This window comes from Corynebacterium pseudodiphtheriticum (assembly GCF_023509295.1).
Classification (GTDB): Bacteria; Actinomycetota; Actinomycetes; order Mycobacteriales; family Mycobacteriaceae; genus Corynebacterium; species Corynebacterium pseudodiphtheriticum.
Genome location: NZ_CP091864.1, coordinates 1,478,331 through 1,498,453 on the forward strand (window position 1 = coordinate 1,478,331; position 20,123 = coordinate 1,498,453).

21 protein-coding genes are annotated in these 20,123 nt (G+C 56.2%); 4 read left to right on the forward strand and 17 right to left on the reverse strand.

All coding sequences use genetic code 11. The annotated features are described in order from the left end of the window. Positions 1–232 precede the first annotated feature (232 nt). Complete coding sequence (locus tag L9H78_RS06610) at positions 233–1,474, forward strand: amidohydrolase (protein WP_249619608.1); 1,242 nt, start codon at positions 233–235, stop codon at positions 1,472–1,474. Between the two features lie 40 nt (positions 1,475–1,514). On the opposite strand, the gene pyk is transcribed toward L9H78_RS06610, so the two are convergent. From pyk to L9H78_RS06690, 16 genes are all read right to left on the reverse strand, one after another. Further along, entirely contained in the window at positions 1,515–2,945 is a 1,431-nt protein-coding gene (gene pyk / locus L9H78_RS06615; RefSeq protein ID WP_249619609.1) for a pyruvate kinase, read from the reverse strand. A gap of 30 nt (positions 2,946–2,975) precedes the next feature. Beyond that, positions 2,976–3,875, reverse strand: a complete 900-nt coding sequence (lgt, locus tag L9H78_RS06620; protein ID WP_249619610.1) for a prolipoprotein diacylglyceryl transferase — start codon at positions 3,873–3,875, stop codon at positions 2,976–2,978. Between the two features lie 114 nt (positions 3,876–3,989). Further along, positions 3,990–4,868, reverse strand: a complete 879-nt coding sequence (locus L9H78_RS06625; protein WP_249619611.1) for an indole-3-glycerol phosphate synthase TrpC — start codon at positions 4,866–4,868, stop codon at positions 3,990–3,992. 68 nt (positions 4,869–4,936) lie between these two features. After that, complete coding sequence (locus L9H78_RS06630) at positions 4,937–5,608, reverse strand: TIGR02234 family membrane protein (protein ID WP_249619612.1); 672 nt, start codon at positions 5,606–5,608, stop codon at positions 4,937–4,939. Positions 5,609–5,612: 4 nt separating this feature from the next. Then, on the reverse strand, positions 5,613–5,978 hold the full coding sequence (hisI, locus tag L9H78_RS06635; RefSeq protein ID WP_249619613.1) for a phosphoribosyl-AMP cyclohydrolase: 366 nt from the start codon (positions 5,976–5,978) through the stop codon (positions 5,613–5,615). Further along, positions 5,975–6,754 (reverse strand): imidazole glycerol phosphate synthase subunit HisF, encoded by a 780-nt coding sequence (hisF, locus tag L9H78_RS06640; RefSeq protein WP_021352406.1) that lies wholly within the window; start codon positions 6,752–6,754, stop codon positions 5,975–5,977. The genes hisI and hisF overlap by 4 nt, the downstream gene beginning before the upstream one ends. 194 nt (positions 6,755–6,948) lie before the next feature. Continuing rightward, on the reverse strand, positions 6,949–7,770 hold the full coding sequence (locus L9H78_RS06645) for an inositol monophosphatase family protein (RefSeq protein WP_249619614.1): 822 nt from the start codon (positions 7,768–7,770) through the stop codon (positions 6,949–6,951). 12 nt (positions 7,771–7,782) lie between these two features. Further along, complete coding sequence (gene priA, locus L9H78_RS06650; protein WP_249619615.1) at positions 7,783–8,544, reverse strand: bifunctional 1-(5-phosphoribosyl)-5-((5-phosphoribosylamino)methylideneamino)imidazole-4-carboxamide isomerase/phosphoribosylanthranilate isomerase PriA; 762 nt, start codon at positions 8,542–8,544, stop codon at positions 7,783–7,785. A gap of 41 nt (positions 8,545–8,585) precedes the next feature. Continuing rightward, positions 8,586–9,218: an imidazole glycerol phosphate synthase subunit HisH gene (gene hisH / locus L9H78_RS06655; protein ID WP_249619616.1), complete on the reverse strand. Its 633-nt coding sequence runs from the start codon at positions 9,216–9,218 to the stop codon at positions 8,586–8,588. A gap of 15 nt (positions 9,219–9,233) precedes the next feature. Beyond that, positions 9,234–10,616: an MFS transporter gene (locus tag L9H78_RS06660; RefSeq protein ID WP_249619617.1), complete on the reverse strand. Its 1,383-nt coding sequence runs from the start codon at positions 10,614–10,616 to the stop codon at positions 9,234–9,236. A 56-nt stretch (positions 10,617–10,672) separates the two neighbouring features. After that, the gene (locus tag L9H78_RS06665) at positions 10,673–10,840 is read right to left on the reverse strand and encodes a hypothetical protein (protein ID WP_249617364.1); all 168 of its coding nucleotides are present in this window, start codon (positions 10,838–10,840) and stop codon (positions 10,673–10,675) included. Continuing rightward, complete coding sequence (hisB, locus tag L9H78_RS06670) at positions 10,840–11,445, reverse strand: imidazoleglycerol-phosphate dehydratase HisB (RefSeq protein WP_249619618.1); 606 nt, start codon at positions 11,443–11,445, stop codon at positions 10,840–10,842. Before hisB ends, L9H78_RS06665 begins: the two co-directional genes overlap by 1 nt. Continuing rightward, complete coding sequence (locus L9H78_RS06675) at positions 11,442–12,536, reverse strand: histidinol-phosphate transaminase (protein ID WP_249619619.1); 1,095 nt, start codon at positions 12,534–12,536, stop codon at positions 11,442–11,444. The genes hisB and L9H78_RS06675 overlap by 4 nt, the downstream gene beginning before the upstream one ends. A gap of 3 nt (positions 12,537–12,539) precedes the next feature. Then, positions 12,540–13,865, reverse strand: a complete 1,326-nt coding sequence (gene hisD, locus L9H78_RS06680; protein WP_249619620.1) for a histidinol dehydrogenase — start codon at positions 13,863–13,865, stop codon at positions 12,540–12,542. Positions 13,866–13,887: 22 nt separating this feature from the next. Then, a complete protein-coding gene (locus L9H78_RS06685) occupies positions 13,888–14,424 on the reverse strand; it encodes a hypothetical protein (RefSeq protein WP_249619621.1) in 537 nt (178 codons plus the stop codon). A 3-nt stretch (positions 14,425–14,427) separates the two neighbouring features. Further along, the gene (locus L9H78_RS06690) at positions 14,428–15,135 is read right to left on the reverse strand and encodes a hypothetical protein (protein ID WP_023019272.1); all 708 of its coding nucleotides are present in this window, start codon (positions 15,133–15,135) and stop codon (positions 14,428–14,430) included. 207 nt (positions 15,136–15,342) lie between these two features. Between L9H78_RS06690 and L9H78_RS06695 the strand changes: the two genes are divergently transcribed. From L9H78_RS06695 to L9H78_RS06705, 3 genes are all read left to right on the forward strand, one after another. Then, on the forward strand, positions 15,343–16,050 hold the full coding sequence (locus tag L9H78_RS06695; RefSeq protein ID WP_249619622.1) for a TetR family transcriptional regulator: 708 nt from the start codon (positions 15,343–15,345) through the stop codon (positions 16,048–16,050). A gap of 59 nt (positions 16,051–16,109) precedes the next feature. Next, positions 16,110–17,522: a hypothetical protein gene (locus tag L9H78_RS06700; RefSeq protein ID WP_249619623.1), complete on the forward strand. Its 1,413-nt coding sequence runs from the start codon at positions 16,110–16,112 to the stop codon at positions 17,520–17,522. Positions 17,523–17,621: 99 nt separating this feature from the next. Next, on the forward strand, positions 17,622–19,379 hold the full coding sequence (locus L9H78_RS06705) for a BCCT family transporter (RefSeq protein ID WP_249619624.1): 1,758 nt from the start codon (positions 17,622–17,624) through the stop codon (positions 19,377–19,379). Between the two features lie 36 nt (positions 19,380–19,415). Here L9H78_RS06705 and L9H78_RS06710 read toward each other — a convergent pair whose 3' ends face one another. Beyond that, the gene (locus L9H78_RS06710; RefSeq protein WP_249617373.1) at positions 19,416–20,105 is read right to left on the reverse strand and encodes a S1 family peptidase; all 690 of its coding nucleotides are present in this window, start codon (positions 20,103–20,105) and stop codon (positions 19,416–19,418) included. Positions 20,106–20,123: the final 18 nt, after the last annotated feature.

Consider the following 20,123-nt stretch of genomic DNA (forward strand, 5'->3'; position numbering starts at 1 on the left):
GACAAAATCTCGGCTTAGAAAAATTATTACCCATCTGAGCTGCACAAACCGGTTTTTTGCTCGTGGAATTTTCATACTGGCCCAGATGCGCTTCGGACCACACCACCTTATACCGGGGGTACTCCGCTCACTCCCCGCTCTCGCCAGTAATGGTCGTGTCAGCTTTCAAAAGACAAGTTCGGATACTTCCTCTCTGCATTCATCCTCGTGCTATTTAGCTAGCATTATTTGCATGTCTCAGCACTCAAAAACTTCACAAGTCAGCCCCAATCCACAACACATTGCTGACCTGCTCAATAACCACACCGCGGATCTTTCCTGGCAGCAAGCTTTTTATGACGACCTCCACGAACACCCCGAGCTTTCCCACCAGGAAGAACGCACAGCCGCAGCCATCCACACCGCCCTCCAGCGCTTTGATGTCGAGGTCACCACCGGAATTGGCGGCCACGGCATCACCGCTGTTATGCGCAACCAAGCTACAGAGGAAACTCCAACTGCCCTCATGCGTGCGGATTTTGATGCGTTGTTTGTCGATGGCAAAAACATGCATGCCTGTGGGCACGATATGCACACCACTGCCCTGCTCGGGGCGCTGGCAATCTTAGACAATCTCCGCAAGCATTGGGCCGGTACAGTTATTGCGTTATTCCAACCAGCCGAAGAATCCTCCATCGGTGCCAAGCTCATGATCGAGGACAGCCTCGTCGACAAGATCCCCGCCCCAGATGTATGCCTGGGCCAACATGTCATGCCTGGGCGCGCAGGCGAAGTACAAACCCGGCGCGGGCCGCTGATGGCTGGCTGCGATTCCATCAAGGTCACTATTTTTGGCAAGTCCGCCCACGCATCCATGCCGCACAAGTCGATTGACCCAACGTATACGGCGGCGATGATCGTTACTCGTTTGCAGGCGATTGTGGGCCGGGAAGTCGCTCCTGATGAGTTCTTCGTGATTTCTGTGGGCACGCTGCGCTCCGGCGATACTAACAACATCATTCCGGACAGCGCGGAGCTGGTGCTCAACACCCGCTATTACGACGAGGAATTAGCAGAACGCGTATACGCTGCGCTCAAGCGCGTGGTGCAAGCAGAAGTCGATGCTTCTGGTTCCACGAAAGAACCGGAGTTTCATTTTTATGCCCACGGCGAGGTGGTTGATAACAACGACGCAGTTTTTGACCGTGTGCGTGCAACTTTTGATGCGACTTTTGGTGAACAGAGCGTAACAGCGCAGCGTTCCACGGTCTCGGAAGATTTCACCTATTTGCCCAAGGCATGGAACGTGCCTTACTTGTTCTGGTTCGTGGGTTCGACGCCACGCCAGCTGTGGGATGAGGCCGCCGCCCGCGGCACCATAGACACAGATGTGCCAGTCAATCACCAGGCGAACTTTGTGCCCGAATATAAACCAACAGTGCACGCAACCACCCTTGCGGGTGCCGGTGCACTGCTGAGTTTCGTAGCGGCTTAGAGCAATTGCCCTGGTTGTTGCGCGCTCATGTTTTTGCCGTTTAGTTCTGTGGCGTAATGCGCACGTCTTCGCCGATCGCGTGGACGTGCACCATGTTGGTATTGCCTTCAACCCCAGGTGGAGTGCCAGCAACCAGCACGATTACGTCGTCGCGGTGATAACCATCGACCTTAACCAACTGGCGGTCCAGCACGTGCAGCATTTCATCGGTCGAAGCGACCTCCGGACACAAGAATGTCTCCACGCCCCATGTCAGTGCTAATTGTGAGCGCACTGACTCGTGCGGGGTGAATACCAACAGTGGCAGCTGGGATCGCAGACGCGACAAACGCTTGGCCGTATCTCCCGAGGTAGTAAACGCCACGAGAGCCTTGGAGTTCAAACGCTCGGCGATGTCGCGGGCAGAATACGCAATCACACCGCGTTTGGTGCGTGGGATATGCCCCAGATCAGGCAGCTCACCAATGGTTTCGGCTTCCAGCACAATGCGCGCCATAGTACGGACCACGTTGTGCGGATCTACGCCCACGGAAGTTTCTCCCGACAGCATCACCGCATCAGCACCGTCGAGCACCGCATTGGCCACATCCGAGGCCTCCGCGCGCGTCGGGCGTGAATTCTCGATCATCGAATCCAACATCTGGGTGGCCACAATCACCGGCTTCGCATTCTCGCGTGCAATCTGAATCGCGCGCTTCTGCACCAGCGGGACCTGCTCCAGCGGGACTTCCACGCCCAGATCGCCACGGGCAACCATAACCGCATCGAAAGCCAAGATGATGGACTCCAAAGCGTCGACAGCCTCAGGCTTCTCCAACTTCGCAATCACTGGTAGGCGGCGGCCTTCGTCATCCATGATCGCGTGGACTAAATCCACATCCGATGGTGAGCGCACAAACGACAACGCAATAAAGTCCACGCCTAGGCGTAACGCAAAGCGTAAGTCTTCAACGTCCTTTTCCGACAGCGCCGGCACGGAAATATTCATTCCGGGCAAAGAAACACCCTTGTTATTGGATACCGGGCCGCCCTCAGTCACACGACAGACCACATCGGTGCCGTCGACTTCAACGCATTCTACGGCGACTTTGCCGTCATCAATCAATAGTCGATCGCCCGGGCGGGCGTCGTCGGCAAGATTTTTATAGGTGGTCGACACCCGATCATGGGTGCCTTCCACATCATCGACGGTGATACGCACCGTTTCGCCGGTTGCCCAATAGGTTTCATTCTCAACAAACCGGCCCAGGCGAATCTTCGGGCCTTGTAGATCAGCCAGCACACCAACAGCCTTGCCACTTTTCGCGGCAGCCTGGCGCACCCATTCATAATTGCGCTGGTGATCTTCGTGTTCACCATGCGAAAAGTTCAGGCGAGCAACGTTCATCCCGTCAGCAACCAGGCCCGAAATGGCTTCCTGGCTGGCGACGGCTGGTCCAAGTGTGCATACAATCTTTGTTCGTCTGTCCACGTCGCCTAAGTTTACCCGCTTAGCACACCGCTAGTCAGAGTTTTCCGGTTTAGCAGGAGCCGCCGGATCCACCGCGCCCTCCTGAACTTGGCGACGGAAGCGCTTGCCCAGTACATCCAAGGCAACGATCGCAAGAGCACAAGCGACCACAGAAACCACCGCGTTCACACGCACTGCATCGAATAACAACGTGGCTTCGTCGGAACGCATCAGCTCAATCCAGAACCGACCTGCGGTATAACCCACCACATACAACGCGAAGACTTGCCCGCCGCCCAAACGGAAGCGCTTGTGCGCCCACAACAAAAAGACAAAGATCGCAACGTTCCACAACAGCTCATAAAGGAAGGTCGGGTGTACCGTCGCGATGACCTCACCCGTGGATGTTCCAGCAACCGGGGCATAATTGCCGTTTTCATCCACGCGCTGGTAAATCTCCAACGCCCACGGAACATCAGTAGCTCGCCCGTACAACTCCTGGTTAAACCAGTTGCCCAAACGCCCAATGCCCTGTGCCAGCACAATGGCCGGAGCCGCAGCATCGGCGAATGGGGCCAGGCGAATTCCACGAATTTTAAACATCACCGCCACAGCAACAGTGCCCAATGCAACCGCACCCCAAATACCCAAACCACCATTAGTGATCCGCAAAGCATCCACCGGGTCACAATCCGCACAAAAATACTTATGGTGATCCGTAATCACGTGATAAGCACGGCCGCCAATGACCCCAGCAGGAATCGCCAGAATCGCCGCGTCCCACACCACGTTGGAGTCGCCGCCAACCCGCACATAACGAGCCTGCGTAATATACAGCGCGACGATAATGCCTGCAATGATGCACAACGCATAAGCACGCAAAGGCAGTGGCCCCAACTGCCACACCCCCTGCGGCGGAGACGGAATATTCGCCAAAAAATCTGTAGCCATGCCTTAGGATTCTGCCATAAGCCCAGAAAGCATAATCCAGCGCGTTAAGTCAGGCCAATGCTGCGGACAGATAGGCGCGGTGCTACCGCAGACAGCAATGACCAGATGGCGCGCTCAACTACGCGAGACAGGGCATGCTGGGTGCAGACCAGCTGCCACCAGATCACGGGCCAGCATCGTCGGGTGCGGCGCAGCCATGAGAGCTTCCCCTACCAACACCGCATCCGCTCCCCAACCGGCGTAACGCCAAACTTCGCGGGCACTCATTACCCCGCCTAAGCCAATACGCACCACATCACTGGGCAAGCAAGGCACAATAGCGGAAAATCGATGCGGATTTAAGTGCCGCGAATGCAAGCCACGGGCATTAATACCGACGACTTTTACCCCAGCGGCAACCGCACGCTGGGCTTGTTCCGGGCTACGCACTTCTGCCAATGCCGTCATCCCCAGGCTTTCGATGCGATCAACCAATGCCACCAAACGTGCTTGCGCTAATAGCTCTACCTGCAGCGGAACCATATCAGCACCAAAAAAGCGGGCTTCATGCACTTGGTAGGGATCCACTATGATGTCCCGGCACAGCATAGGGACGGAACTAGCGGCCCGGGCAGTAGCCATATCTTCCAAGGACCCACGAAAACGCAGCTGCTCTGTCTGACAGGCGACCGCCGCCACCCCGGCTTGCGCGAATCCTTGCGCCAAGCCGGCGACGTCGGCAAGCGAAGACACAGCATCGAAATCAAACAAACTCGGCGCATCGGCGCGAACTCCAAAATCATCGCCACCGTGCACATGCGGCACAGGGTTGGCACGTTTAATTTCCGCAATGATGCTGCAACCAGGGCGAATCAACTCTGCGACTACCGGGCGCGGGCTGGGCACAGACCGCGAAAGCGCTTTGATATCCGCAAACGATACGTGGGCTTCACGAGCGGCGACGTCGGCAAGTATTTCAGCCACGATGGCATCGGCTGCCAGCACGGTTGTCACCAGCTACCACCCCTTCGTGTACGCGCACCCATCATGCGCAGAATCATGCTTTGAGTATCCCACAGCAATCAGCGGTCGTCTAACCTAGGATTATCAGAAGACGTCTCACCGCTTGGGCGCTCGCTCGGATCGATATCGGCATCCAGCGCATCCCACAACACGCGTCCAGAATCTGGGCTTTCTGCCAACTCGCGCTCAAGCTTTTCCTCACGCGCAGCTTTCCGCTCATATTTGTTCACCGCAGCCGGATCTACTCCCGGCCGCATAGCCAAAAGCACCGAGGCAAACAACGCCACAGCACAGGCCAGCAAGCTCAACACCGGGCCAACAACATTTGGCTCCACTGCCACCACATGGGCCCATTCGCTAATGCCTTCCGCATTCACCGCGGTTTCATTCGTGGCGGCCGCACGCAGCACATTGCGAGCATGCTCCGGATCCGGGGTCCCCGCCAGCATCGTCAAGCCAGCCCAACTAGCACCAATGGCAGCCAAAGCAGAAATAACGCCGACCACACGACGCCCTAAGCGCCGCAACGCTAAGCCAGCAACACACCCAGCCAACATCACCAAAGCAAGCGCGGTGGTTTCCATGGACCACTGCCCGCCACTAATCGCAATTGAGCGATCCCCCGCCAAATCATCGGCGGTGTCAGCAACCACCCAATCCATCCGGGACGCTCCCCACAGACCAGCAGCGCCCAAGCCCAAAAACAGCGCAGAAACCCGATGCGAAAACATTATTTTAGGCTAGCAAAACGTCAGCATCGAAACATGTGCGATCACCCGTGTGGCAAGCGCCCCCACTTTGCCAAACTCGTAACAGCACCGTATCGCCATCACAATCCAGCGCCACCGACTCCACTTGCTGGGTATTGCCGGAAGTCAAACCTTTAATCCAGTATTCCTGACGAGAGCGCGAATAATAGGTGCCACGGCGTGTCGCCAGCGTATAAGCCAACGCATGAGTATCCATCCACGCCAGCATGAGCACTTCCTCGGTATCGGCTGCCTGCACCACCACCGGGAGCAAACCGGCAGCATTGAGTTTAAGCCGCTTGCCGACGGCCGGATCCAACTCGTAATCAGCGGGGTTATCTTGTGTACTCATCGTCGCACCGTCAATCCCGCAGTCACCATGGTGGCTTTAACCTGATCGATAGTGACCTCCCCGAAGTGGAAAATCGACGCCGCAAGCACCGCATCGGCACCAGCCGCGATCGCTGGTGGGAAATGTTCGGCGGCCCCGGCCCCACCCGAAGCGATTACCGGTAAATTCGTGTGCTTCCGCACCGCGGTGATCAGCTCGAGATCAAAACCAGCTTTCGTACCATCGCCGTCCATGGAATTCAGCAAAATCTCGCCGACCCCAAGTTCTTGGCCCGTGCGCACCCATTCAACGGCATCGAGGCCTGCGGATTTCGAACCACCATGGGTAGTGACTTCAAAACCCGAAGGCATATCAGCTACTGGATTTCCGGCTACCCTACGCGCATCCACCGAAAGCACAATGCACTGCGAACCGAAACGACGCGACAACTCGCGGAGCAACTCTGGACGATGAATAGCCGCGGTGTTGATCGAGACTTTATCTGCACCGGCACGCAATAACTCATCCACGTCCGCAGCGCTACGCACCCCACCGCCCACGGTCAAAGGAATAAACACTTGCTCGGCAGTAGCACGCACAACTTCCAACATGGTGCCGCGCCCCTGCTGAGAAGCAGAAACATCCAAGAAGGTCAGCTCGTCTGCCCCCTCAGCCTCATAGCGACGAGCGAGTTCCACAGGGTCACCGGCATCACGCAAGCCGGTAAAATTTACGCCTTTGACCACGCGGCCATCTTTTACATCCAAGCACGGGATCACCCGCGTTGCCAGGCTCATGAGCACTGCCCCTTTTCTAGTATTTCCAACCGAATTTTCTGGCCGGTGTTTCTGACTGAGATTTCTGGCCGTTGTTGCTGGCCATTGTTTCTGGCCGAGTTTTTGACCTGTGTTTACGACCGAGTTTTCTGACCGTTATTTCCGACCGGTGTTTATGACCGTATTTACCGTATTTTAAGACCTGAGCTGAGCCGCTAGTTCTCTCGCACCAAACGGTGCAAGCGATGATGAATATCAGCACTGCCGGCAATGATGCCATGCGAACGTGTCGTCCACGGCCGACCTTCCAAGTCAGTGACCACCAACCCGGCCTCAGCGTTCAACAACGCCCCTGCAGCATTATCCCAGGGGAACGGTGAAAAATTCATAATGCCATCAAAAATTCCTTCGGCAGCAAAAGCCAAATCGAGCCCCACCGAACCAGTAATACGGGTGGATAGGCCTTGCGAAACAATGTCTTCCAACATTTGTGCACGACGGTGTGCGGAAACCTGATCCACCGCAGCTGACCCCACATTGGACGCCCCAATGTGCCCGTGTGGTCGATGGCGCACAAAATGCTTCCCGTTTCGCAACACTCCCCCACCAGCTACTGCGCTAATGCGCTTGTGCAGCAACGGCAATGCAATCATGCCGACCACCGGCCGGTAATTCGCCACCAAGGCAACATTAATCGCACACATCGGATTGCCCGCCGCGAAGTTCGCGGTGCCATCGATCGGATCAATTACCCACGCAGGTTCTGCGCCAATCTCACCGCCGTGCTCCTCACCGCAGACCGTAGCCCCAGCGATCCCCTGCAATGTGTCGCGCAAATATTCTTCAATACTGAAATCGACAGTGGTCACCGGCGATCCCCCGGACTTTCTGCGAGCGGGCGCAGTGCCGAAGCCAGCACGAAACATCTCCTCGGCCCTGCCTAGGAGTTCTTCCAACTGTGCTAGGTACTGCAGCGATTCTTGCGTACTCGTCTCATATGCTCTCGACTCACGTGCAGTGCTCTCGGATGCATCCATTAAAACCCGATCTTAGCCACGTGTGGTCTTGCTTACTAGTCCATCCACCAATTCGATTGCCGCTGACAAACTAAAACGGTCCTCATACAACGCTTTCCCAATGATCACGGAATCTATCCCTTCATTGGCATGCTTGGCGACGGCTGCCACATCGTCCAAGCTAGAAATCCCACCCGAAGCCGTAATATTTGCTTCAGTAGCTGCACTAACTTCCCGCAACAGATCGATGTTGGGGCCAGTCAGCGTACCGTCTTTCGACACATCAGTAACAACGAAGCGTCGGCAGCCGGCTGCGTCTAGACGTTCCAACACCTCCCAAAGGTCCCCACCGTCGGTTTCCCAACCGCGACCGCGAGTACGCCATTCGCCCGATTCATCGCGCAACACCGCGAGGTCCACCGCGACGACATCAGCATGCTCGGCTAAAACTCGCTCGATCCATGCCGGTTGCTCCAGTGCGGCAGTACCAATATTCACGCGACGCGCACCGGTAGCTAGAGCCCGCTGCAAAGATGCATCATCACGAATACCACCGGTTAGCTCAATGTTGACCCCCACCTCTGCCACAATCTGTGCCAACAACTCGTGGTTGGAGCCACGCCCGAAGGCCGCATCCAAATCAACGCAGTGGATCCACTCAGCACCCTGCTCTTGCCAACGGCGAGCAGCAGCAGTCGGATCACCATATGATTTTTCTGTGCCAGCAGCGCCTTGATCCAAACGGACAGCTTGGCCATCGACAACATCAACAGCGGGGAGAAGACTAAAAATCATGACAGCTTCTTTCTTGTTCCTTTAGCACGGTGTGCAGCCTGTTATAGCGTGTTAATCCAGTTCCGCAGCAACTGCGAACCAGCCGCACCAGATTTTTCTGGATGGAATTGTGTTGCCCACAACGCACCGTTGTCGACAGCAGCCACAAAACGATCGCCATCATGCTCCGACCAAGCAACCCGCGGCGGGGCTGCAAAATCAGTGCCATCTAATTGCCAGGTGCGCACCCCATAAGAATGCACGAAATAGAAGCGTTCGTCGTCGGAAAGCTCAGCAAACATGGGCGAATCAGGCTGCTGCACGGTATTCCACCCCATGTGCGGCAATACCCGCGCCTGCAACCGTTCGACGGTGCCCGGCCATTCACCACAACCATCGGCGGCTTCGTCATGTTCCACACCGTGTTCAAACAACACCTGCATGCCCACGCAAATCCCCAACACCGGACGCTCACCGGCGAGGCGCTGGCCGATGATGCGGGGGCCGTGCACCTCATGCAGCCCACGCATGCACGCAGCAAACGCGCCCACCCCCGGCACGAGTAGGCCGTCTGCGTTCAGACAAACTTGCGGATCTTTGGTAATTTCTACGTCCGCACCGACGTGTTCAAGGGCGCGGTAAGCACTACGGATATTTCCGGAACCATAATCAAGCAGGGCAACAGTCGGGCTCATGCCTGACAGTTTAGGCTATGACTTCTTACCAAACCGCAAACGGGAAGCACCCCTGCGAGAGACACGCCATGCACGACCCGCCGTGCGAGCTCCCGGCACCTGCCGTAAACGCCCACGGATATGGTGATATTCGGTGGTCCGATGCTTACCGATGAAAGCATCCAGGCTGGTCAGAATCATTAATAAGAAAACGATTCCCGCAGCGGCAAGGTAAGTTCCGGCATAACCATAACCGGCAACCAGAGCGCCAAGAGCCAAAGAACCAAGCCCAGTACCGGCGTCATAAAAAATATTCCACACGGCCGAAGCCTCGGAGAACTTGTGTCGCGGTAGGCGATCAAACATAGACAGCAACGCGTCGTTTTGCATAGCACCGAAGGCGGCACCGAAAAGCAGTGCGGACAAAACCAGCCACCAGATCGACCATCCGGCATAAGTCGCAACGGCCATCAACAACATGCTGAACAATCCAAGAACCTGCATGGGGATCATCAACATGCCCGGCTTTCCGGTGCGGTCGGCAACCGTACCGGAAACCAAACGGAAGATGAAGGTCATAGCCCCGATTAACGAGAGCATGAAACCGGCCAGAACAGCACCAGTAGCTGGGTCCGCTTCACGAACCGAAGCTGGTAAGAACGACGAGACCACACCATAGCTCATCGAGATACTAGTCATCGCCAGCGCGGGCACGAGCACTAATTTCCACATAGATACGTGCACAACACCGGTGTTGTCTTCATCCGCGGTGGCCGGGAATAGCTTCGGCAACCGAACAATCATGGCAACCGCAATCAAAGCGGTGATTGCTGCCAGGTAATACACCGTGTGATAGCCCCAGGCATCGCCCATCATCAAACCCACAGGCATGAACACCATTTGCGCACCGCCAACGAATACGCCCAAAATTCCAGTGGCTTTACCCAACAGGCGAATAGGCACTAACTCTGCGATCAAAGCGGACTGCGCAACGGTCAAGGCACCGAATCCGGTACCGCGCAAAGCAGAAAACAGCAGCACCACCCACGGTTCCATCCCTAACAAATGCCCCAGTGCGGGTACTCCCAGCATGAAGGCAGCAACCATCATCACCGGGTTATAGCCAAACTTACGCACCAACTGCGGGGTAAAGATCTGAATGGCGACGGTCGCAGCCATGAACGAACCGGTAGCACCACCGGCAAGAGTGGCAGAACCTCCCGAATCAAGCACCGCCAGAGGCAACACGGGTAACAGCAAAGAAAACGCGCCGAAAGCAGCGCCAATCGCCACCATCGTGGAGCTAAACCCGGGAACTTTCCAGATCGAGCCCGCCGACGACTGGACTACCCGCGGTTGCTCATCACCAGCAGCCTGCTCACGCTGGTCGTTGTTGTCACCACCATGCTGTTGACTCATCGTCGGCATCGCCTCCTCGCTTTACGCAGTGCTGTCGCTCACCTACTTTTCGCAGCTTACGGCATCTGCATAATCATCATCCATATAGCCAGCACTATCACTGACAGCGCAGCAACAGCAGCAATAATCGTCCAGGCTTTGGCACCGGCACGATAGGCACTGACGGCGCCACCAGCGAGAAGACCGGCGAACAAGAATGTGATTAAGACCGATAGATTCGCCATTACAGCGCACCTTTAGTAGACGGGATATGGCCAGCTTGCTTCGGATCAATCTGCACCGCGGCGCGCAAGGCTCGGGCCACCGCCTTGAATTCTGCTTCGGTGATATGATGCGGGTCGCGACCATAATGGCAGCGAACATGCAAAGTCAGCCCAGCGTGTTTGGCGAAAGTATCAAAAAAATGCTCGTTCATCACCGTTGCGTAGTGGCCGCCAATGATCTGGTGCACCAAGTGCTCCGGTTCTCCCCGAAACACGCAATACGGCCTACCGGAAATATCCACCACGGCTTCTACCAGCGCTTCATCCATTGGCAACTGCTGCTGGCCAAAACGGGTAATTCCGGCTTTATCTCCGAGCGCCTTCGCAAAAGCTTCGCCTAAAACAATCGCGGTATCTTCCACAGTGTGATGAGCGTCTACTGCAATATCGCCACGAGCCGCAACCTGCAACCCAAAGCCACCGTGCACGGCGAAAGCAGTAAGCATATGGTCAAAAAACGGCAGACCAGTGGCAATATCGGCTGCTGCTGGGCCGTCCAGGTTAATTTCTACCGATATATCAGATTCACTCGTGGCCCGTTGATGCGTGCCAATGCGTGCGCTCATCGCTGCACCTCCCGTGCTGCTTGCAAAAAGGCTTCGTTTTCTTCTGGTGTACCGATCGTCGCCCGCAAATATCCGGCAACGCCGACATCACGGATCAACACCCCACGATCCAAAAACTGCTGCCAGACTTCGTGTTGTTCAGCGAATTTTCCGAAAAACACAAAATTGGATTCGCTGGGCATCACGGTATAGCCGGACTTTTCCAGCCCGGCAACCACATGATTGCGCCCTTCGATCAGCTTGCCGACGTCGGCCAGCGTCTCATCAGCATGGCGCAAAGCAGCGCGGGCGGCAGCTTGTGTCAACACCGAAAGGTGATACGGCAAACGTACTAACTGTACGGCCTCCACGAAAGCGGGATCAGCAACAAAATAGCCCAGCCGCACCCCCGCGAAATCGAAGGCTTTGGACATGGTGCGCGAAACCACCAGTGTGGCAGGATACTTCGCGATCAGCGTTGTCGCCGACGGGCTTGCAGAAAATTCCGCGTACGCTTCGTCGACAATCACAATGCCGTTGGCAGCATAAGCAGCCTGACAGAGCTGCTCAATTTCGTCCAAGCTAGTGGGCGTACCAGTCGGGTTATTGGGCGTCGTAATAAACACAACCGACGGCCGGTGTTCGGCGATTGTAGCCAGTGCCAAATCGATATCGACGGTGAAATCTGCTCGCCGCGGAACGTTCAGAAATTCCGTGTGTGTACCAGCGGCCAAAATCGGATGCATAGAATATGACGGCTGGAAACCCAACACGCTGCGGCCAGGACCACCAAATGCCTGCAACAATTGCTGCAAAATCTCATTCGATCCGTTGGCTGCCCACACGTTTTCCCCAGTAACCTCTACCCCGGTCCGACGTGTCACATAGTCCGCCAAGTCCGCACGTAACTGCACCGCATCGCGGTCCGGATACCGGTTGAGTTGGGAAGATAATTGCCTGATCTCCTCCAACAACGTCTCCACTAGTGCCGGTGACGGCGGGTATGGATTTTCGTTAGTATTCAGCGCAACTGGTACCGCAAGCTGTGGGGCTCCATAAGCGCGTTGGCCACGCAGCTCCTCACGCAAAGGCAAATGGGAAATATCGACCATGCGCTAGCCCTCCGCGTTTTCCGCACGCCCAGCAAAACGCGCCCGGATCGCCTCACCGTGGGCAGGCAGCTGTTCGGCCTGCGAAAATGCAATCACGTGCTCTGCGACCGAACGCAAACCTGCACGATCGTAGTCAATCAAGTTCACCGGACGTAGGAAGGTATGCGTCGACAACCCTGCTGAGAAGCGAGCCGTGCCTCCCGTCGGCAACACGTGATTAGAACCGGCCACGTAATCGCCCAACGGCACGGGAGAATATTCCCCAACAAAAATCGCTCCCGCATGGCGAACGCGTTCAGCAACTTCGCGGGCATTTTCCGTATGCACTTCCAAATGCTCAGCCGCATAAGCATCTGCCACACGTATGGCTTGCTCAATGTCGTCGACAAGCACAATGCCGGACTGTTGGCCGCGCAAGGCTTGTTCGACACGAGCGTGATTGGCAGTCACGCCATAGCGCTTTGCGACCTCATCGTTCACACGAGCGGCAAACTCTTCATCAGCAGTGATCAGGACACTCGCTGCCATCTCATCGTGTTCTGCCTGGGAGATCAGGTCATACGCGACCCAAATCGGGTTCGCGGTGTGATCGGCGATAATCGCAATCTCCGTTGGGCCGGCCTCCGAATCAATACCAACCACGCCTTGCACGAGACGCTTGGCGGCAGCGACATAAATATTTCCCGGGCCAGTGACCATATCCACCGGCTCACACAACTCGTCATCGCCATAAGCCAGCAGCGCCACCGCTTGCGCGCCGCCAACCGCCCAGACTTCATCAACACCGAGCAACCGGCAAACAGCCAAAATAGTCGGATGCGGCCAACCACCACAATCTTCCTGTGGCGGGCTCGCAACTACGAGTGATTCTGCCCCGGCTTCCTGTGCCGGCACGGCATTCATGATTACCGACGACGGATACACCGCCTGCCCGCCAGGAACATACAAGCCGACGCGTTCCACCGGACGGAAAACCTCAGTCACGCAGGCGCCGTCGGCAAGCTCGGTCGTATGCGATTGCGGTTTTTGCTCACTATGTACCTTGCGGGTCCGGGCAATGGCTTCCTCAATCGCCGCACGCACATCCGGCTGCAACTCACCGACGGCACGGTCCATAATTTCTACTGGCACGCGCACAGAATCCGGCCGCACGCGATCGAAACGTGCACCAAATTCCAATGCCGCTTGCGCCCCGCCCGTTTTCACCGCTTCAATGATAGGCGTGACCGTCGGCAACACCGACGTAATATCTGTACCGCCCCGTGGCAGGCTACGGCGCAATTGGGCAGTGGTGGGCACTTGGCCTCGCAGGTCGATCGTGCTTAACACCGTAGTGGCTCCTTAATGCTGGCTAGGCGTCTTCTGTTTGTTTCACGACAGGGTTTGTCGTGGTTTCCGTCGCAGGACTAAGAACCTGTAACGACCAATACACCAGCATAGCCACGAATGGCGAGACCAGGTAACCCGAAATACCGGGTTTGGCGGCAGCTACCGTCGTGATCGTAGTCCCCGGCGCAAGCTGATCAGCAGCCCCAATGCCATGCACACTCATGCCAACGACATCACCAACGGCCAGAAATGACACTGCCCCTGCTAAAGCAACCACGCCAATCCACAACAAATCCACGAATTTGCGGGAGCCTTGCAGAAGATAGGCGAAAATCGCCAATGCCACGGACATCGCGGCAGTGGCGATCACATACGTCGCAAACGCTATGAAGTGGCTGGAATCAGAATAATCTGGGATCAGACTCTCGGTACTGACAACCTGCGCTGAAAACGTCGGGCGCAACAACCCCCAAATTGCGCCGCCAACGGAATACACGATCAGCCAGAGACCAATCAGGCCAGCCCGGTCCCCCAACCAGCGCGGAATACTGCGAGCCATGAATTACTTACAGAACTTCCACTGGCCGTCTTCGATCTGGTAGCGCTGGATGGATTCATCCTTGCCCTGCGGGGTGTTTACCGTAACGGTTGCCGAAGCACGGTCGCCGTTGCGCTGCACGTTGGTGACAGACTCAATGTACGAGCGGTTTGGCATAAGTTCATATGCCCGGTCGAATTGCGCACGAGTTGCCGGATCTAATTCATCCATATTGAAGGCATTAGCGCCACCAATTTCATCCAAAGCCGCGCGGCAAGTGTTATTCGGGATGTACTGCATGAATTTCGTCAGGGTCTCCTGCTGGTACGCGCCATCCAACAGCTGACGAATCTCACCGATGGTTTGCTCGTCGGCAGGCTGACCACCCTCGACAGGAGCCACATTCAAACGCTGCTGGTCGAGCTGCTGATCGAATGGGTTGACAGGCTGACCATTGTGGCCCCCCTGTGCTGGGGCACCGCCCGCTGCCGCTTGGTTACCAGGCTTCGGCTGCTGCCCCTCAGGGTGCTGATCTTCTTCTTTCTTGTCGTGCTCGTCCTTATGCTCTGGGTCTTCGGTTGGGCTTGCCGAAGGGGTTTCCGACGTGCTGGTGACAGTGGAAGTGTTTTTCGCAGCGGTTTCCTCGTCAGCCGACGAGCACCCAGCCACAATCAGTGGGGCCAGTGCAGCGAGAGCCACAATGGCTTTTTTGGGTGTCAGGGACAAAGACATGGATGCTCCTTGAATATTTGGGGTAGCGCCACGGAGGCGAATACTTGAACTCTTTGGCGTAACGTCACGTAATCCTAACAGCCTGCCCCGCGTGCGAACATGAAAACTTCCTCGGAACTTGCTGTGAGCTTCAGGCTAGGCGCTGCGAATCGCGGCGCTCGCCATCACGTACTACACACAAAACAGACTGCCGTAAACTATGCAATTGTGCAGCTACACCGCGAAACCATCATCTCCCAGGCCCTGGAGCTTCTTGACACCTATGGGCTGGCGGATATGACAATGCGACGGGTAGCGAACTCCCTCGGCGTTGCCGCAGGAGCCCTCTATTGGCATATCGCGAACAAACAAGAATTGATTACAGCGGTAGCAAAAAAGATTCTGCAGCCGGTTTTTGCGCTTGTCGACGCACCACCGGGCAGTACGTACGCTAGCCCCCAGGATTTTTGCACCACGCTGCACTCCACACTGCTTGCCCACCGTGATGGAGCCGAGCTAGTGCACGCAGCGGTCTCACAACCACATTCTCCCTTGTGGTCTCATCTATGTGACAGCCTTGTGGCTAGCATTCACCACGAGCTTGGACACATTGCCAATACTCCCGAAAAAGGTCACGTTGCGACCGCCCACCGCGAGACCGAGGCCGCAGATCACGCCGGGGCCGCAGACCACGCCGAGGCCGACGTCATCGCTACCGCCACCTCGGCTCTACACCTAGTGTTCGGCGCAAGCATAATGGAACAATCAGCTCAGCAATTGCTCGCCGCCAGTAATTCGGCTGCCACTAAATCCGCTAGCTCTAATACCGATGGTTCTAACGCAAACGATTGCAACGGGGCTGGCACCACCGATGTCGAACGAGGCATTACCGTGTTATTAGCAGGGCTGCAATCCCGGTGCCATGAGCAGAGTTAACCCAGTGCCATGAGCAGAACTGCCAGTCCACAGCCGCACAACCAGGAAGGATCACTGCCGTGACGCAAGCCCATAACGCCACGCTGACCGTCTCCAATGACACGATCACCATGATGCGTAGCGAATTATCCGCAGCGCTATACCGCGGCGACGAATCGCGCACGGTCTCAACTATCAATATTGCTGACATCACCGGCATTTCAGCCACCGAACCCACCGCACTAGAGTGTGGCTTCGTTGTGCTCCATGGCACTGATATGTCAGTCACCTTCCCACCTGGCCAAGCGAGCACCAAAGCACTACAAGCATTCGTCACCGATATTCGTGACGCCCAGCAAGGAAACGCTCCAGCCGAAGGCGCAGTAGCCGGGCTAAATTTCCTGGCCATTGCTATCGAGTCAACTGGAAACGTCGAGAAGAATACAGAAGACAATACGAAAGACAATACAAACGCCGAAGGCACAGCACAGGCCAATGCCAACGGCACGGCAGAGGACAATGCCAACGGCACAGCCTCATACAACAACGTACTGCGCGTCCACACCGTGGAGTACACCGACGGCCAAGCCAACACAGAAAAAACGTGGAGCCTAGAGGAATTCGCGCACCATGTGCAAAATTCGCCAGAGCTTGCCGACGGCTCGACCCCGATCGTCGCCCACAACGGTTTTTATCAGGCAGCACAGCTGCATCGGGCGCTCGCTGCTACTCACGCTACATTCAGCTACGCATGCACGCTAGCCCTAGCCCGCAACGCCAGCACGCACGCCACCATCACAGTCCGCGACCATGAACTAGACACGATCGCCCAAGCACTGGACGTCGCAACAGACAGCCCCGCTTCCACAGAAAGCGCGGGCGCTGCCGCCTACGCCACCGGGGAGATACTCGTAGCGCTAGCCCTACGTGAACATCACCGCGGCAGCGTTGCCGAGCTATATGCCACCAATAATTTTGCACTGGGCAAAGTGCACTGCGACACCCACCTTCCCGTACTGCGCACTGATCTCAGCGAGTTAGCCGGTGGCGGAGCACAAAGCACCGGCAGCAACGCGCAAGCCGGCCACAGCAGCCAGCAGGCGTCGACAAGCGAAAAAGCCGGGAAATCCACAACGAAATCCGGTGGTGGCCAGCCCGCACCATGGCAAGCCGTTGCCACCCCAGATACCGTGCCGGAAGCGAACCACAATGCAGACTCAAACCATCCGCTATTCGGCGAACACGTCACCCTAACCGGGGAATTCGAGCCTTACGACAAAGGTCGGCTGTGGTCAGACATTGCGGAACGCGGCGCGCAAATCGGCAAAAATGTCACGAAGAAAACCACCATTTTGGTGGTCGGCGAATGGGCGAAAAAGACCTCGAAAGAAAAGCGAGCGGAAGAACTCAACGAAAAAGGTCAAGGGATCGCCATTTGGCCGGCATCCAAGCTCCTGCACGTCTTGGGGCTAGACGAAGAGCCTCCGTTCTAGGACGCCTCCGTCCCAGCGCCGGGACAAAAATCTCCCCAGCCAAGGTCAGGCTCAGTATAATCCCTGCTAGAACTTTGTAACCTAGCTGGCAGGAATAATATGACGCCACCTTCTACATCATCAACCGGGTCCGCAACCGAGTCCGCACCCACTAAGCGCAGATTCCGGCTCCAAACTGACCCCTTCGTCTTTTTCACCGCCACCATCTTCGTGGCGGTTTTCGTAGCCGGAACCATCGCCTTCGGTTCCCAGGCGCGCGATCTCTACAGCGATGCTTCCGACACACTGCTGCGGAATTTCGCATGGCTTTATATCGGTGGTTTTTCCGTCATCTTCGTGTTCCTGATCGGAATCTTCGTCTCCAAATTCGGAAAACTGCGCTTAGGCGACGACGAGGACGAACCTGAATTTTCCTTGCCGGTTTGGTTCGCCATGCTTTTCGCGGCCGGGCTAGGCGCTACCCTGCTGTTTTGGGGTGCCGCTGAACCAATTCACCACGCGTACAATCCACCACGCGGTGAGCTGGAACCGATGAGCCAAGAGGCCATCACCCAGGCATTCGAATACACCTACTACCACTTCGCTGCCCACATGTGGGTCATTTTCGTACTGCCGGGTTTGGCGATGGGCTATTTCATTTACAAGCGCAAAATGCCCGCACGCATCTCTTCGGTCTTCTCACCGTTTCTGGGTGGAATGGTCTACCGCTGGCCGGGCAAACTGATTGATGCGATGGCCATCATCGGCACAATCTTTGGTCTGGCGGTTTCCGTCGGCCTGGGCGTTCTGCAGATCAACGCCGGACTGAACATCATGTGGGGTGTGCCGCTAGTCGGCTGGGTAGAAGTGCTGATCATCGTCGGAATTACCGTGATTGCCTCGATTTCTGTGGCCACCGGCCTGGACAAGGGCGTGAAAATCCTATCCAACCTGAACATACTCGGTGCCGTGCTGCTGATGATTTTCGTTGCCGTCATGGGCCCAACACTGAAAGTTATTAACCACACGACGGAAGCGTTCGGAATTTATGCCAGCAGCCTGCCGGAACTGATGTTTTGGGTAGACTCCTACAACGAGAACCCAGGGTGGCTAAATTCCTGGACAGCCTTCTACTGGGCGTGGACAATATGCTGGTCGCCGTTCGTCGGCATGTTCATCGCACGTATCTCACGTGGGCGCACCGTACGTGAATTCATCGGTGGCGTACTAGCCTTGCCGACGATTTTTGTCATCGTATGGTTCTCCATTTTTGGCCGCTCCGCCATTGAAATGGAGCTGGAAGATCCCGGTGTGCTGACCGGACCAGTCGTTGAAGAAGGCAACACCCCGGTTGCCTTGTTCGCGCTGTTAGAGCAATACCCCCTGTATGCCGTATCCGGCACCCTTGCTTTGGTGGTCATCACGATTTTCTTCATCACCTCAATTGACTCCGCAGCCCTGGTGATGGATACATTCGCCACCGGTGAAGAGGCCAAATCCCCTACCTACTACCGCGTCGCCTGGGCGATTGCTGTCGGTGTGGTAACCGCTGCCTTATTGTTCATCAACGAATCAGGAATCCAAGCGATCCAGGAAGTGGTGACCATCGTCGCGCTGCCATTCTTCATCATGCAAGGGTTCATCATGATCTCATTGCTGAAGGGTATGGGCAACGACTACGCAGCTTCGACACGCGTGCGCACCCGCCGCTGGGAAAAGACTGATACTCCGGAAAAACTGGAGAAAGCCGAAAACAAGCCAGCGCCAGGTTACGACAAAGATGGCAACGAAGTCGAAGCCCCGGAATTCGAATACGAAGAAGGCGATGGGTGGAAGCTCACCGGTAATGTCACGGTCGAAACGGACGACAAGAAATAGACCAAAAACTGTCAGGCAGCAGGCAGGAGAACTGTGTTAGAAATTCGCGGTGTCTCCTGTAGTCGCCAGTTTTTCCGCGATCCACTCTTTTTGCGCCGCAATATCAGCGAGGTTCAGTGGCACACCGTTGCCAGAGATTGCCGAGGCCACACCCGCCAGCTTTCCATCAATAAAAAGCGGCCCGCCGGAATCACCTGGTTTGGAATAGGCACCATCTTGGTGGTGCACAACAAACATCTTGCCGTTGCTATAACTGCCGTCCTGGTAGCTACCTTGTACCTCAGCGGTCGATTGCTGCAAGTAATTGTGTGCTCGATTATCCCAACCGTAGAAGGTTCCGGTCTGTCCAGCCTGAGGCGATTCGGAAGCCAATTGTGGGTAGCTGTCGAAATCGAAGGCAGAATACATGGACATCCGCACAAGCGAAATGTCACCGCTTGGGGCATAGAAAGTTTCCTGCGAGCCTTTGCGGCCGCCCTTTTTGTCGATGCCAGCAGTGACCGGCATCGGGTGGTTACCTTCTCGGAAGCAGTGTTTTGCGGCGAGGACCCAGTGCGGGCTGATGACCGTACCCGTGCAGCCGCCGATAATGACGATATTCTGTGCCTTTTTGTCATCGGGGGAGACGTCATGGCCTCCCCGAACGGCATTGGCTTGTGGCGCTACCGCGCCGGTGACAGCAACAGCAATGGCGCTCAGAACGAACGCAACTTTCTTTAATCTCATACTTAAGAGACTAATAGG

What these genes read in the sequence shown, in the direction of transcription:
- L9H78_RS06665 (WP_249617364.1), bottom strand. Translation starts at nt 10,840, where the DNA reads ATGGCGAATCTATCGGTCTTAATCACATTCTTGTTCGCCGGTCTTCTC.
- hisI (WP_249619613.1), bottom strand. Translation starts at nt 5,978, where the DNA reads ATGAGTACACAAGATAACCCCGCTGATTACGAGTTGGATCCGGCCGTC.
- L9H78_RS06645 (WP_249619614.1), bottom strand. Translation starts at nt 7,770, where the DNA reads ATGGATGCATCCGAGAGCACTGCACGTGAGTCGAGAGCATATGAGACG.
- L9H78_RS06705 (WP_249619624.1), top strand. Translation starts at nt 17,622, where the DNA reads ATGACGCCACCTTCTACATCATCAACCGGGTCCGCAACCGAGTCCGCA.
- L9H78_RS06710 (WP_249617373.1), bottom strand. Translation starts at nt 20,105, where the DNA reads ATGAGATTAAAGAAAGTTGCGTTCGTTCTGAGCGCCATTGCTGTTGCT.
- L9H78_RS06690 (WP_023019272.1), bottom strand. Translation starts at nt 15,135, where the DNA reads ATGTCTTTGTCCCTGACACCCAAAAAAGCCATTGTGGCTCTCGCTGCA.
- priA (WP_249619615.1), bottom strand. Translation starts at nt 8,544, where the DNA reads ATGATTTTTAGTCTTCTCCCCGCTGTTGATGTTGTCGATGGCCAAGCT.
- L9H78_RS06610 (WP_249619608.1), top strand. Translation starts at nt 233, where the DNA reads ATGTCTCAGCACTCAAAAACTTCACAAGTCAGCCCCAATCCACAACAC.
- lgt (WP_249619610.1), bottom strand. Translation starts at nt 3,875, where the DNA reads ATGGCTACAGATTTTTTGGCGAATATTCCGTCTCCGCCGCAGGGGGTG.
- L9H78_RS06630 (WP_249619612.1), bottom strand. Translation starts at nt 5,608, where the DNA reads ATGTTTTCGCATCGGGTTTCTGCGCTGTTTTTGGGCTTGGGCGCTGCT.
- hisH (WP_249619616.1), bottom strand. Translation starts at nt 9,218, where the DNA reads ATGAGCCCGACTGTTGCCCTGCTTGATTATGGTTCCGGAAATATCCGT.
- L9H78_RS06660 (WP_249619617.1), bottom strand. Translation starts at nt 10,616, where the DNA reads ATGAGTCAACAGCATGGTGGTGACAACAACGACCAGCGTGAGCAGGCT.
- hisB (WP_249619618.1), bottom strand. Translation starts at nt 11,445, where the DNA reads ATGAGCGCACGCATTGGCACGCATCAACGGGCCACGAGTGAATCTGAT.
- L9H78_RS06675 (WP_249619619.1), bottom strand. Translation starts at nt 12,536, where the DNA reads ATGGTCGATATTTCCCATTTGCCTTTGCGTGAGGAGCTGCGTGGCCAA.
- hisF (WP_021352406.1), bottom strand. Translation starts at nt 6,754, where the DNA reads ATGAGCCTGGCAACGCGGGTGATCCCGTGCTTGGATGTAAAAGATGGC.
- L9H78_RS06685 (WP_249619621.1), bottom strand. Translation starts at nt 14,424, where the DNA reads ATGGCTCGCAGTATTCCGCGCTGGTTGGGGGACCGGGCTGGCCTGATT.